We start from the raw sequence: 13,591 nt of genomic DNA on the forward strand, positions 1-13,591 counted from the left end.
ATTACACCGGCATGCTCATGATGTCCTTGTATGCGGACAGCAATTTGTTGCGGACCTGAAGGGTGGCTTCGAAGCTGACGGACGCCTGCTGCTTGGCCAGCATGACCCCGGCAATATCGGTGGTTTCCCCCCGTTCGAACGAGGCGGCTGCTTCGCCCGCCTGGTTCTGCAGGCCGTTCACCTGCTCCAGCGCCGATTTCAGCGCATCGGTAAAGCCGCCCGGCGCGGTTGCGCCATTGGTGCCGACCGCGGAGCCAGGGCCGACATTGCCGGTCTGGGCGACGTCGCGCAGCGCCGCGTTCTTCTGGAGGATGGCGTTGCGGATCGCCATCACGCTATCGGTCGGAGAAATTCCGGACATGCCCTATTCCTCCTCAGGCCGCCGCCCGCTCGCGCATCTCGGCAAGCCGATAGCGCAGCGTACGTTCGGAAATGCCCAGCTTGCGGGCGGCGGCGGCGCGATGGCCATCCGTTTCGCGAAGGGCGGCGCGGACCGCCTCCAGCTTGCTGTTATGCGCCACGTCGCGCAGCCGGATCGGATCGGCCGGCGCCAGGACCTGCTCCACGATGCGCAGTTGCGGCGCGCCGGTGATGTGCAGGTCGTCGGCATCGATACGGTCGCCGTCGCGAAGGACCACGGCGCGCTGAAGGACATTGCCCAGCTCGCGGGCATTGCCGGGCCAGACATGGCCGGTCAGCTTTTCCAGCGCCGCGGCGGTCGGCCAGACGAAGGCGTCCTGCTGGCGCAGCAGCATGGCGGCGGCGATGGCGGCGATGTCGCCCGGGCGCTCGGCCAGCGGACGCAGCTCCAGCGGCATGACATTGAGGCGCCAGTAGAGATCCTCGCGGAAGCGGCCGGCAGCGACTTCGGCGGCGAGGTTGCGGTTGCAGGCCGCGATGATGCGGACATTGACCGGCACCGGATGAGTCGCGCCGACGGGCAGCACTTCGCCTTCCTGCAGGGCGCGCAGCAGCTTCGCCTGAAGGCTGAGCGGCAGTTCGGCGATTTCGTCGAGGAACAGCGTGCCGCCGTCCGCCGCCAGGAACAGGCCCTCGGACGCATTGGCCGCGCCGGTGAAGCTCCCCTTCTTGTGACCGAAGAGCATGGCCTCCATCATGGTTTCGGGCAGCGCCGCGCAATTGACGGCGATGAAGTCGCGGGTCACGCGGCCCGACTGGGCATGAAGGAAGCGCGCCATGCCTTCCTTGCCGGTGCCCGTATCGCCCTGGATCAGCACGGTGGCGTCGCTGCGCGCCACGCGGCCGGCCAGCGTCATCAGCCGCGTGCTGCCGGCGTCGCCCACCGCGGGAACGGCAGCGGGACGGGCCAGCTCCGCGATCAGCGCGAAGGCGAAACCCATATCCTCAAGGCCGAAGGCGACGCGGGCAGGCAGGCCGTTGGCGGCGGGCACCAGCGAGGGCAGGCCGTCGATCAGGTTGATCAATATGTCGCGATGGGTCGCATGGCCGATTTCGGTGGCCAGCAACACGCGCCGGTCTTCCCGCTCGCGCGGGCTCTGGGCGTCCACGATCCGGACGGTAAAGAACGCATTTTCCAGCCAGTGCTGCAGGCCCGGAACGAGCGCGCAGACTCCTTGGCTCACGTCCAACGATGACATGAACTTGTCCCCATGTTTTGGCCGGCTTGTGCCCCCGCACGCCCCTGACCCCTTCGATGCGTTGAAACTGCCCGACTGTGGTTAGCATATGGTTAATGCGGCAAACCCCTTGCCGCATAACGGCAATTTTTTTCCGCCGAGGCGGAACTTTTCGCCGCTTCATGGATATATCGGCCCCCGCAAAGGGGCTCGAATGCCCTGTTTACGGGCCTTTTCAAGAAAATAGCAGAAAAAATCATCCCCGCCCTAAAAGCTTTTTTTCCGGTGCCGTTATCCCCTTTCGAGGCCGCAAGCAGCCTGATGGCAGCGACCTGAACGAACGAAAGGGTATCAAAATGACTGTTATCGGAACCAACTCCTCGGCGCTGCGTGCATCCAATGCTTCGGCCCAGGCCAGCAAGGCGCTCAGCACCGCGATGGAACGCCTGTCGACCGGCAAGCGCATCAACAGCGCGAAGGACGACGCGGCCGGCCTTGCCATCGCATCGACCATGACCTCGCAGATCCGCGGCATGACCCAGGGCATCCGCAACGCCAATGACGGCATCTCGCTCGCCCAGACGGCGGAAGGTGCGCTGGGCGAAGTCAGCAACATGCTGCAGCGCATGCGTGAATTGACCGTCCAGGCGCTGAACGGCACCAACGACACCAATTCGAAGGCGAACATCACCTCGGAACTCGACCAGCTGTCGACCCAGATCAACAGCGTGATGACCAACACCAAGTTCAACGGCATCTCGCTGTTCCCGACCACGGCGGCGACGATCACGATCCAGGCCGGTTCGACCGCGGCCGACTCGGTCTCGCTCTCCGTCGGCGGCATCGACCTCTCGGCCGTCGTCGGCGCCAGCGCCGCCACCGTGAGCGGCTCGGCTGCGACCACCGCCACCCTGGCGCTCTATGACACGGCGCTTCAGTCGGTCTCGACCGCCCGCGCCACGCTGGGTTCGACGCAGAGCCGCCTCGAATCGACGGTCAACACGCTGACGGCCAACGTCACCAACCTGACCGACGCCCGCAGCCGCATCGAGGACGCCGACTTCTCGGCCGAAACGACCGCGCTCGCCAAGCAGCAGATCCTGAGCCAGGCCTCGACCGCGATGCTGGCCCAGGCGAACCAGAGCCAGCAGGGCGTGCTGAAGCTGATCAGCTAAGCGGCGACACTCAGATTGACCGGCTGGGGTTTTGGTCACCCCGGCCGGTCATGCCGCCCCCGGCGCATTTACAGTCCCCACCGCGCCGGGGGTAAAAACTTCGATGAAACGACCAGCATAACGAAGCCTCCGTCCCCCCGGGCGGAGGCTTCATCGCATTTGTCGATCGGCCGGTTTCCAATCAATGCGGGATCGAAACACTTGCATTGGCGGTTGTCGCACCCATGATGACGGCCATGACCAACAATTCTTCGACAGGAATCGGACGCCGCGCAGTGATCGCGGCGTCCGGCGCTGCGCTGCTGCTGCCGCATTCCGTGCTGGCCCAGAACCGGGCCGAGGCCTTTTCCTGGACCATGCTGATCGCCCGGGCACAGCGCCTCGCCCGCGGCGCGTTCATGGTGACGCCCTTCTTCCCCGGCGCCGACAGGATCGGCTATGATGCGTTCAACGAGGCGCGCTTCCGTGACGAGCGGACCATCTGGAACGAAAGCGGCGACGATACCGGCATCCGCCTGTTCCCCCTGAGCGGCACGGTGCAGCAGCCGGTGGAGATCGCGCTGGTCGAAAAAGGCCGGGCGACGCCGCTGCGCTACGATCCCGCCATGTTCGACGCGCCGCCGGGCAATGCGGTGCGCGCACTGGGCCCCGATGCGGGCTTTGCCGGCTTCCGCATCATGAATCAGGCGCGGGACGGCGACTGGCTGTCCTTTCTGGGCGCGACCTATTTCCGCGCCCCCGCCGAAAGGCAGTTCGGGCTTTCGGCCCGCGCCGTCGCCATCAACACCAGCATCGCGGGGAAGGAGGAATTTCCCCGCTTCACCCATTTCTGGCTGGAGCGGACCGGGCGCAGCAGCGTCACCGTCTATGCGCTGATGGACAGCGCGTCGCTCACCGGCGCCTACCGCTTCGCCAATGAACTGACGCCGCAGGGCGTGCGGCAGGATGTCGACGCCGTGCTGTTCACGCGCAAGGCGATCGCGGAACTGGGGCTGATGCCGATGACCAGCATGTTCTGGTACGATCAGGCCGACCGGCGCACCCGCACCGACTGGCGGCCGGAAATCCACGATTCCGACCTGCTTTCCATCGCCGGCGCGGATGGGACCGTCCATTGCCGTCCGCTGGTCAATCCCTCCGCCCCCCGCGTCGATGTCTTTGCGGAGCGCAATCCCAAGGGCTTCGGGCTGCTCCAGCGCGACCGCAATTTCGACCATTATCAGGATGACGGCGTCTTCTACGAACGGCGGCCTTCCCTATGGGCGACCAGCCGCAAGCCGCTGGGCGCCGGACAGGTGCGGCTCTACGCCTTTCCGACCGACAGCGAATATACCGACAATGTCGCGGCCTATTGGACCCCCGCCGCGCCCGCCCGCGCGGGCAGCCGGATAGAGGCGAGCTATCGGCTGGACTGGTCCGCCGCCCGCGCCCCCGCTTCCGCCGGCCTTGCCACGGTGGAGAATATCTGGACCGGGCAGTCGGGCGAAGCCGGGGTCGACCGTTTCCTGGTCGACTTCGCCGGCGTGCCGACCGGAAGCAGGCCGGACATATGGGTCGACCTTGCCGGCGGAACGCTGGTCAAGAAGGCCGGCTATCCGGTCCTGCACCAGAAGGACATGTTCCGGATGGTCCTGGATATTCGTCGGGACCGGGGCAGGCCGACCGATATCCGCGCCCAGCTCAGGGCTGGCAATCGCCCGTTCAGCGAATATGTGCATTACCCGCTGGGCGCCTGAATTAAGGGCGACAAGGGAACCAGCCGGGTTCAAGGCGGTTCTGGTGACGGGTCTCGAGCCCGTGAAATCTGGCGAAACGAGTCGGGCATGAAAGCAACGGGTGGCGTGCACAGCAACAGGGCCGGCGGAATGGCGACCGTCAGGGCGTTCGAGCATCTTCCCCCGGAGAAGCCCCTGGCCATGCCCGCGCAGGATTTTTCCGCGACCCCGCGCGACCTGCCCCACCGTCCGTTCAACATCGACCTCTGGGCCCGGCGCACCCTGGTGGTGCTACTGGCGCTGCTGCCTGCCTCCATGGCGGCGCATGAGATGCGGCGTTCCATCGGCCTGGACGGCATTTCGGCATGGGAGGGCGTCTATCTCGCCCTCTTCATCCCGCTCTTCGCCTGGATCGCCTTCGGCTTCGCCACCAGCCTGATCGGTTTCCTGCTGCTGACCATGGGGCGCGGCCCGGGCGTCCGTCCCTATCGCGCGCGGTCGACGGCGCCGCTGCGCGGGCGCACCGCCGTGCTGCTGCCTGTCTGCAATGAGGATTTTCAGGGCGTGCTCGGCCGCCTGTCGATCATGGAGCGCTCGCTGGCGCAGGTCATGGGGGGCGAGCGGTTCGAATTCTTCATCCTCTCCGATTCCAACCCGGAAAATGGGGAGAAGGAGCGCGCCGCCTATCTGAAGATGCGCAAGGGCTTCTCCCGCCCCGTCCATTACCGCCGCCGCGCACTCAATGTCGGGCGCAAGCCGGGCAATATCGCGGAATGGGTCGAACGCTTCGGCGGCGCCTATGACTATATGATCGTGCTGGACGCGGACAGCGTGATGAGCGGCCAGACCATGGCGCGGCTGGCCTCGGATATGGAGCGGCATCCGCATGTCGGCCTGATCCAGACCGTGCCGTCGATCGTCGGCGCGTCGACGCTGTTCGCCCGCTGGCAGCAATTCGCCAGCCGCCTGTTCGGCCCCATTTCCGCCGCCGGCATGATCTGGTGGTCAGGGTCGGAAGGCATGTTCTGGGGCCATAATGCGATCCTGCGGACCAGGGCCTTCGCGCAGAGCTGCGGCCTGCCCGAACTGCCGGGACGCGCGCCCTTCGGCGGGCATATCATGAGCCATGACATGATAGAGGCGGCCCTGCTGCGCCGTCGCGGCTGGGACGTGCATATCGTCATGGCCGACGACAGTTTCGAGGAATTTCCCCCTTCCCTGCCCGATCTCGCCACCCGCGACCGCCGCTGGTGCCAGGGCAATATCCAGCACATCCCCCTCCTTTCTAAGATCAGGGGCATGCACCCGGTCAGCAAGTTCCAGCTCTTCGTCGGGGCGTCGGCCTATTGCACCTCGCCGCTGTGGCTGGCGCTGATGCTGGTGGTGCTGGGCGGCGCGGCGGCGGGCGTCTGGCCGCCGAGCGCCATATTGCCGTCGGGCGGCCTGCTGGCGCTGACGGCGGTGCTGCTGTTCGGGCCGAAGCTGCTGGCGCTGCTCTGGGCGCTGGCCGATCCTGCACGGCGCATCGGTTTCGGCGGCGGAGTGCGCATGATGCGCGGCGTGATCGCGGACATCGCGCTGTCGATCCTGATGGCGCCGATCAGCATGCTCACGCAGACCATCAACCTGTTCGGCATATTGATGGGCCGCAAGAGCAGCTGGAACGGCCAGACCCGCGACCGCGACGGCATGCGGATGCTGCCGGCGATCTGGCTGTTCAAATGGCATATCCTGCTGGGCGTGGGGCTGACGCTGCTAGCGGTCGAGTCCGATACATCGCTGGGCTGGATCGTGCCGGTGGCGGCGGGTCTGGTGCTGGCGCCCTTCTTCGCGGCCTTCACGGCGCGCAAGGATTGGGGCAGCCATGTCGCGAAAAGCGGGCTGTTCCAGGTGGCGGAACCCTGGTGGCGGATGCAGAATTACCAGAAGACGCGCTATCGGCAGTTGCAGTTGGACAATGCGCCGATCAAGGACTTCTCCAACGCCGCGAACGACAGTTAGTCGATCCTGAAACACCGTGTTCCTGCGCAGGAGCACGGCACGCCTGAAGGAAAGCGAAGGGACTCAGTCCCAATCCCGCAATTTCTCGCGCAGCCTGTCCAGCGCGGCCTTCTTGATCTGGCACACCCGCGCCGCGCCGATGTCCAGCGTCGCGCCGATCTCCTCCAGATTGAGTTCCTCGACGAAATAAAGCTGAAGCACCAGCGCCTCCCGCTGCGGCAGGTCGCCTATGCATTTGGCGAGCGCGGCTTTGAGCGATTCCCGCTCCATCACATCGTCGGCGCGATCCTCGACATCGGCAAACCACATGGACTGGTCGGAATAGACCTCGTCCATGCTGCTATGCTGCACCATCTCGCAGCCATCCGCCACTTCGCGATAGGCGGCGGGGTCCAGCCCCATTTCGGCGGACATCTCCGCCTCCAGCGGCGCACGGCCCAGCTTCTGCTCCAACCGGTTGCGGATGGCCCCTAACTGCTTGCGCTGCGACATGGCGGAACGCGTCATCGTCGCATGGCGGCGCAGATGGTCTATCATCGCCCCGCGCACGCGCATCTGCGCATAGGAGGCGAAGCCAAGGCCCCGATCCTCGAATCCATTGGCCGCCTCGACCAGCGCGACCATGCCGATCTGGAGCAGGTCCTCGATCTCGATGGCGCTCGATACCCGGCCATGGACATGCCAGGCGATCTTGCGCACCAGCGGCATATATTGGCGCGCCAGCCGTTCGGGCGAGTTGGCATGGGCGGACCGGCCATAGGTGTTGGCGTCGGAACCGGCGACGACCCTATTCATGAACATCGGTCAGGCTCCTCAGGCAACGCGTTCGCGTGTCGGCAGGGGGTCGTGGCGCGGCGCGGGCCGCTGCTCGCCGCCGACCACGGCGACGACTTCCACGCCCTTGCCATCGGGAATTTCCAGGAAGGACAGCACCGGCGTCTCCGGCAGATGCGGCTTGAACAGCCGGGCCAGCGCCCGCCGCGCGAGCGGCGAGGTGACGATGGCGAAGTTGCGCGCCTGCCCCAGCAGCGGACGGGCCGCCGTGACCACCGCCTCTATGATGCGGTTGGCGAGGGCGGGTTCGATCGGGTGCCGGGCATCGCCCGCGACCCGCATCGCCTGCGCCAGCAACGCTTCCAGATCGCCGTCCAGCGTGATCACCGGCAGCGGCATCTTCACCGGCACCAGCCCCTGGATGATCAGCGAACCGATGCGCTGACGCACCGCCTCGACCAGTTGGTCCAGCGTCATGTCGGGCCGCGCCGCGTCGACCATCGCCTCGCAGATGCGGCGGAAATCCTTGAGCGGAATGCCCTCCGCCAGCAGGGCGCGGCAAAGCGCAGAAATCTGGGTGAGGTTCAACAGCCCCGGCGTCAGCCCGTCGACAAGTTGCGGCGCGGCGTCCTTGAGGTTGTCGAGCAGCTTGCGCGCTTCGTCCAGACCGAACATCTCGCTGGCGTTCATCGCGATGAGCTGGTTGAGATGCGTCGCCACCACCGTCGGCGGATCGACCACCGTATAGCCCGCGACCACGGCTTCGCTGCGCTTGGCAGGCGAAATCCACACGGCATCCAGACCGAAGGTCGGGTCTTTCGCCTCGCGGCCGGACACCGTTCCCTCCAGCGCGCCGCTGTCCAGCGCCAGCAGGTCGTCGGGGAAAATCTCGTCCTCACCGACGACAACGCCGGCGATAGTGATGCGATATTGGTTCGGCTCCAGCGCCAGATTGTCCTTCACGCGCACCATCGGCACGACGAAGCCCAGTTCCTTCGAAAGCTGGCGGCGGATGCCGGTGATGCGGGCCATCAGCGGCGCGCCCTTGCGCTCGTCCACCAGGCTGATCAGGCCATAGCCGATCTCCAGCCCCAGCACCGCCCCGTCCGACACGTCGTTCCATTCGATCAGCGCCGGATTGGGCGGCGGCGCGGCGGGTTCAGGCTCGGCCGCCTTGCGCTGGCTCGATTTGCGGAGATGCCAGGCGATGCCGCCCGCCACCGCGGCGGCGGGCAGGATGATCATGTGCGGCATGCCGGGCAGGATACCCAGGAAGGTCAGGATCGCCGCGACCGGCATCCAGGCCTTGCCCGAACCGAACTGGCTGGTGATCTGGTTCGACAGATCGTCCTCGCTGCCGACCCGCGTCACGATGGCGGCGGCGGCGATGGAGAGCAGCAGCGCCGGAATCTGCGCGACCAGCGCGTCGCCGATGGCCAGGATGATATAGGTCTGGGCGGCTTCCCCGATGCTGAGCTTGTGGCTGACCACGCCCAATATGATGCCGCCGACGATGTTGATGGCCAGGATCAGGATGCCCGCGACCGCATCGCCCTTCACGAATTTGGAGGCGCCGTCCATCGATCCGTAGAAGTCCGCCTCGGTCGCCACTTCACGGCGGCGGACCTTGGCCTCTTCCGGGGTCAGCAGGCCGGCGTTCAGGTCGGCGTCGATCGCCATCTGCTTGCCCGGCAGGGCGTCCAGGGTGAAGCGCGCCGACACTTCCGACACGCGGCCCGCGCCCTTGGTGATCACAACCAGATTGATGATCATCAGGATCGCGAAGACGAAGATGCCGACGACATAATCGCCGCCGATCAGGAAGTGGCCGAACGCCTCGATCACATGGCCCGCCGAATCGGTGCCTTCATGCCCGTTCACCAGCACGACGCGGGTCGACGCGACGTTCAGCGCCAGCCGCAGCAGCGTCGCGAACAGCAGCACCGTCGGAAAGCTGGAGAAGTCGAGCGGCTTGGCGGCGTTCAGCGCCACCATCAGCACGGCCAGGCTGATCATGATGTTGGTGATGAAGCCGACGTCCAGCATGATCGCCGGCACCGGCACCATCATGAACAGCACGACCATCAGCGTCGCAATGGGCAGCACCGCCCCCTTGGCGGCGCTCATCCAGATCTTCGCTTTGACTTGGGCGGGAGTCATATCGGGCCGTTACCTTCCGAGGGTGGCGAGCATGAGATAGGCGAGGCGCGCCGTCTGCGGTTCCGGCCGGACGGTGACGTCGGCGGCGGTCGCAAGGCGCTGGGTTTCGATCCGCACATAGTCGGCGGGCTGCACGGTCTTCGCGCCGGAGGGCAAAGACGCATCGGCATATTGAATGTCGCCGCCGCCGACCGAATCGAAGCCCTTCTGGAGCTTGGCGGCGAAGCGGTCGCGGATTTCGGCGAAGCTGCGGGCGTTGCCCTGTCTATCGTAGAAGATCGACCGGTTGGCGCGGGCGGCGGCCGGGAACATCCCGGCGGCGGCGGCATTGGGCGCGCGGTCGTTCATCGACAGGAACCTGCTGGCCCCGCCGACGCCCAGGAAATGGGCCATGTAAAGGTCGACCGGTTCCGCCTCGCGGCCCAGCCGCTGCTCCAATGTGGCCTTGTTGTCGGCGGCATGTTGGGCGGCCATGACGGATGCGGTTTCGGGATGCTTGCGCAGGTCCAGTATCTGCTGGCGAAGGTCGGGATCGGCCACATAATAGCGGCCATTGCTGCCCCGGCTGATCGCGTCGGCGGCCCAGCCCAGCCCATATTCGCTGCCATGCTGGTCGATGACCGCCAGCCAGCTCTGGTCGACGAACTGGTAAAGCCCGGTCGCGGAGGAGGTGGTCGCGCGAGCGGTGGGATTGAGGCTGCTCTCGATCTTCGCCTGCCCCAGCAGATAGGCGAAGTCCACGCCCGTCCGCCGGCTGGCCATGGCGATCGCGTTGGTCACGCGATTGCCCGTCGAAGCGCCCGTCGCCGCCCCCGTTCCTGCGATGTCTGCGAAAGCCGACACTGGTTCGATCAATCCCCGTTGGTACCGGGGATCATTAGAGCAAGTGACGTGCCAAGATTTGGTTAACGCGCGCTCATAATTTGATTTTCGGGAATGGAGCCTGCTCCGGTCAAATCAAGCCGCGCCCACCTGCTCCTGCGCAGGCAGGAGCCCAGTCCCGCCGTCAGTGGAAAGCAAAAAGGGCGCCGTGACGGGCGCCCTTGCAACGTCTCGGAGGGTCGGATTTTCAGCGCCCGTAAACCAGAGGCGCCGTTTCCGCGCCGCGCGCCGCGAGTATCGCAAGCCGCTGATTCGCATGGTCCGCGAGCAGGTTGGTACGAATCCGCGCCGATTCCATCAGCGGCTGGAGCGCCCTCAATCGATCCTTCACCGCTTCGTCGGACCGCCATACGCCGATGGCGCGAACAGCGGACGCGGCTTTGGCGATCCGCTGCGTCGCCGCTTCGATCACCGCCGCATCCACGCCGTCCAGTGCCCCGCGCAGCTCTTCGAAAGCCGCGCCCAACTCGTCCAGCGCTGCAAGACCGAGCGGCATGGGGTCAACCGGCCGCCGGCAGGTCGAGCGCCAGCATGCGATCCGCGATCGCCGCCGGATCGACGGGGTAATTGCCCGAAGCGATGGCCGCCTTGATCGCGGCGACGCGGTCCATGTCGACCGGCGCGCCTTCGGCCGCCATGCGGGCGACGGGGCTTGCCGAACTGGCCGAAGAAGCGGAAGTCGCGGCCGAACCGGTCGAAGAAGCGCGCGTCGTCCTGCCGCCTTCCTTCAGGCGGGCTGCCTCTATGGCGGCGCTGATATTCTGGCCGACAGACTTGATCATCGTTTCAATCCTTCATTCGTCCCGCACAGTCTATATACGGCCGGGTTCAAAAATTGTTAAATCCCGGAACACGAACAATTCCCATTTCCACGACCTGCGCCAATATCGGCGCGGATTTCCTGTCTTCCCGCACGCGGATCGTCTCGCCCACGGCGCCGTCCTCGTCCGCGACCATCATGCGCGAGACGCTGAAGGCCGCATTGCCCGCCATCAATTGCACCGGGTCGCCCTTCTTGACGGCGGCCTCCCTGGGCGCCGCCCGCGCCGCAGGGGCGTAACGCGCCACCGGCCCGGAAGCGGCAGCGGCGCCGCCGGCCACCAACGGCACGCGGATTCGCCAGCCCAACGCGTCGCACTTGACGATGGCGGCCCCAAAGACCGGCCCGTCCACGCTGGGCGTCGCCGGACAGGCGGCCAGCCGCAAACGCCGGTCGACCGGCGCCATCGGCCCGCCCGGTTCGCCCAGATTGGCGCCGACGGTCATCGCGACCAGACTGTCGATCCGATCCAGATTCTCGAACTTCTGCTGCGCCAGCGCAGGATCGGACGCTGAAAAGGACAGCGCCAGAAGCAGGATCTTGGGCAAATTCGTCACGGTATCTCTCCGAAAGCGGACAGGATTAACCATGAACCACGCAAAATTCGTGCCATATAATGGACGCTGCTGCGGGGGGAGGTGAGCCGTGCCCAAAAAACAGCCGCACCTTTTGGGGCGGTCGACGCCTAACGCCCCGCGACAATCAGGATCACCTGCCCCTTGCCGCCCTCGCCATCCAACTGGTCCAGCCCGCGCAGCACCAGCCGGTCGCCGCCAATGCCTTCCGCCTTCAGCGCCCGCGCCACGGCGCCGAGGCGCGCCGCCGACAGGTCCCAGCCGTCGAAGCGCTGATGCCCCGCATCCGTGCCGCGGCTGCTGACCTCCAGCCGCTCGCGCCCCAGCGCAAAGCGATCCGCCACGATCTTCAGCCGCTTCCGGCCCTGCTGCGTCAGCAACGCCTCACCGGGCAGGAACAGTTCGGCGGCGTGGATTTCCATGGGACTGCTGGCATGGCCGCCAAATTGCTGCCGCACCTGCGCCAGCATGGCGTCACGCCGCTGGCCGCTGGCCTGAAGCATGACGAAAAAGCCGAGCAGCAGCAGCAGCAGGTCGGCGAAGCTGATCGCCCAGCGGCCGCGCCGCGCCCCGGCAAGGGCGGAGATATTCATGCCACCTCGCGGATCGAGGCGCGGCGCATCGGCACATTTTCCCGCCGCGCGATGGCGGCCATGCGATCAGTGACCTCCTTCTGCCAGGCGAGTTCCCGTTCCGACAGGTCGGCAAGCCGCGTCGCTACGGGCGCGGCGATGACATTGGCAATGACCACGCCATAGAAGGTGGTGAGGAGCGCCAGGGCCATGGAGGGGCCCAGCGCCGCCGGATCGTCCATCGCGGCGAACATGCCGACCAGGCCGATGATCGTGCCCGCCATGCCCAGGGCCGGGGCGGCATCCGCGATGGACAGCCAGACCTTGCAGGCAGCGCCATGGCGCTGCGCCCGGTCCGCCAGCGATTGCGCGGCCCACAGTTCGAACTGCTCCGTCTTCTCGCAATTGGCGAGCTTGCGCGCGGCTTCGGTCAGATAGGGATTGGCCGTCTTCACCCGGTCCGTGCAGGCAAGACCGCGCAGTTGCGCGACCTGATCGATCTTCAGCATGGCCGCCCGCGCAGCATCCCGGTCCTTCGCCGGATCGGCGCGCAACAGGGGAACAAGGGCGGCAAAGGCCCGCGCCAGCGCCCGCGCGCCATTCTGGAACAGCGCCACCAGCCCGATCCCCGCGACCATGGCCAGCAAGGTCAGGGGGTCGAACAAATGCGCCATGATCCCGATCATCTTCACGTCCCCGCTTACGCCCGGCCGGCCGGCGGCAAAGCGCTGCCACCCGCCGGCAAAATTTTGCCGCCCTTGCCGCCATCCTCACGCAATCCCCCGGATTTCCGCCATTTTCCGCCATGCCGATGCGTCACCCACGCAAATTGGCACGGCTCTTGCGAATATCAGGCTGGATCACCCGCAGTTCACGCCATCAGGCCTCAGAACGGCGGGGGAGGCGAAAGTTTTAGGCCCATCGGGGCGGAAAAAAGCGGAAAGACGACAATGTCGCTGGAAGACGGATTGTTCGGGATACACGGAAAGGCGCTGGCGCTTCGCTCGCAGCGCCTGTCCCTGCTCGCGTCCAATATCGCGAACGCTTCGACGCCGGGATACAAGGCGCGCGACATCGATTTCGAGTCCGCCCTCAAGGAAGCCACGACGCGGCAGGGCAAATCCGCCGCCGACGTGTCGCAGGCCGTCGACGATTCGATGGGCTATCGCGTGCCGCTGCAACCCAGCCTCGACGGCAACACGGTCGAACTCAGCACCGAACAGACTTTGTTCGCGGAAAACGCCGTCAAATATCGCACGACCCTCTCCTTCCTGGAGGGCCGCATCAACACCATCACCCGCGCGCTTAAGGGAGAATGA

14 protein-coding genes are annotated in these 13,591 nt (G+C 66.2%); 4 read left to right on the plus strand and 10 right to left on the minus strand.

Annotation, left to right across the window (positions count from 1 at the left end; all coding sequences use genetic code 11):
* Window position 1: 1 nt before the first annotated feature.
* Together fliE and EGM87_RS12285 are read right to left on the minus strand one after the other, a co-directional pair.
* Complete coding sequence (gene fliE / locus EGM87_RS12280) at window positions 2–361, minus strand: flagellar hook-basal body complex protein FliE (protein WP_025548568.1); 360 nt, start codon at window positions 359–361, stop codon at window positions 2–4.
* Between the two features lie 13 nt (window positions 362–374).
* On the minus strand, window positions 375–1,619 hold the full coding sequence (locus tag EGM87_RS12285; RefSeq protein ID WP_044660318.1) for a sigma-54-dependent Fis family transcriptional regulator: 1,245 nt from the start codon (window positions 1,617–1,619) through the stop codon (window positions 375–377).
* Window positions 1,620–1,954: 335 nt separating this feature from the next.
* Between EGM87_RS12285 and EGM87_RS12290 the strand changes: the two genes are divergently transcribed.
* The 3 genes from EGM87_RS12290 to mdoH all read left to right on the plus strand — a co-directional run bounded on the left by EGM87_RS12290 (window position 1,955) and on the right by mdoH (window position 6,489).
* Window positions 1,955–2,773, plus strand: coding sequence for a flagellin N-terminal helical domain-containing protein (locus EGM87_RS12290; RefSeq protein ID WP_025548572.1), 819 nt, complete (start codon window positions 1,955–1,957; stop codon window positions 2,771–2,773).
* 224 nt (window positions 2,774–2,997) lie between these two features.
* Complete coding sequence (locus EGM87_RS12295; protein WP_137710249.1) at window positions 2,998–4,509, plus strand: OpgD/OpgG family glucan biosynthesis protein; 1,512 nt, start codon at window positions 2,998–3,000, stop codon at window positions 4,507–4,509.
* 87 nt (window positions 4,510–4,596) lie between these two features.
* Window positions 4,597–6,489: a glucans biosynthesis glucosyltransferase MdoH gene (gene mdoH, locus EGM87_RS12300; RefSeq protein ID WP_137710248.1), complete on the plus strand. Its 1,893-nt coding sequence runs from the start codon at window positions 4,597–4,599 to the stop codon at window positions 6,487–6,489.
* 63 nt (window positions 6,490–6,552) lie between these two features.
* On the opposite strand, the gene EGM87_RS12305 is transcribed toward mdoH, so the two are convergent.
* The 8 genes from EGM87_RS12305 to EGM87_RS12340 all read right to left on the minus strand — a co-directional run bounded on the left by EGM87_RS12305 (window position 6,553) and on the right by EGM87_RS12340 (window position 12,958).
* Window positions 6,553–7,290 (minus strand): sigma-70 family RNA polymerase sigma factor, encoded by a 738-nt coding sequence (locus tag EGM87_RS12305; RefSeq protein WP_025548576.1) that lies wholly within the window; start codon window positions 7,288–7,290, stop codon window positions 6,553–6,555.
* Window positions 7,291–7,302: 12 nt separating this feature from the next.
* Window positions 7,303–9,423 carry a flagellar biosynthesis protein FlhA gene (gene flhA / locus EGM87_RS12310; protein ID WP_048576698.1) on the minus strand — a complete coding sequence of 707 codons (2,121 nt, stop codon included), beginning with the start codon at window positions 9,421–9,423 and terminating at the stop codon, window positions 7,303–7,305.
* 9 nt (window positions 9,424–9,432) lie between these two features.
* Window positions 9,433–10,266 carry a lysozyme family protein gene (locus EGM87_RS12315; protein ID WP_137710247.1) on the minus strand — a complete coding sequence of 278 codons (834 nt, stop codon included), beginning with the start codon at window positions 10,264–10,266 and terminating at the stop codon, window positions 9,433–9,435.
* Between the two features lie 226 nt (window positions 10,267–10,492).
* On the minus strand, window positions 10,493–10,801 hold the full coding sequence (locus EGM87_RS12320) for a hypothetical protein (protein ID WP_137710246.1): 309 nt from the start codon (window positions 10,799–10,801) through the stop codon (window positions 10,493–10,495).
* A 4-nt stretch (window positions 10,802–10,805) separates the two neighbouring features.
* Window positions 10,806–11,087, minus strand: coding sequence for a flagellar biosynthesis anti-sigma factor FlgM (gene flgM / locus EGM87_RS12325; RefSeq protein ID WP_025548582.1), 282 nt, complete (start codon window positions 11,085–11,087; stop codon window positions 10,806–10,808).
* A 46-nt stretch (window positions 11,088–11,133) separates the two neighbouring features.
* Window positions 11,134–11,682, minus strand: coding sequence for a flagella basal body P-ring formation protein FlgA (locus EGM87_RS12330; RefSeq protein WP_137710245.1), 549 nt, complete (start codon window positions 11,680–11,682; stop codon window positions 11,134–11,136).
* Window positions 11,683–11,810: 128 nt separating this feature from the next.
* Entirely contained in the window at window positions 11,811–12,293 is a 483-nt protein-coding gene (locus EGM87_RS12335) for a flagellar motor protein MotB (RefSeq protein ID WP_048576702.1), read from the minus strand.
* A complete protein-coding gene (locus tag EGM87_RS12340; protein ID WP_137710470.1) occupies window positions 12,290–12,958 on the minus strand; it encodes a MotA/TolQ/ExbB proton channel family protein in 669 nt (222 codons plus the stop codon). Before EGM87_RS12340 ends, EGM87_RS12335 begins: the two co-directional genes overlap by 4 nt.
* A 264-nt stretch (window positions 12,959–13,222) precedes the next feature.
* Between EGM87_RS12340 and flgB the strand changes: the two genes are divergently transcribed.
* Entirely contained in the window at window positions 13,223–13,591 is a 369-nt protein-coding gene (gene flgB, locus EGM87_RS12345; protein WP_025548588.1) for a flagellar basal body rod protein FlgB, read from the plus strand.

Origin of the sequence: Sphingobium sp. RSMS (assembly GCF_005406185.4) — a bacterium.
In the GTDB taxonomy this organism is placed as follows: Bacteria; Pseudomonadota; Alphaproteobacteria; order Sphingomonadales; family Sphingomonadaceae; genus Sphingobium; species Sphingobium fuliginis.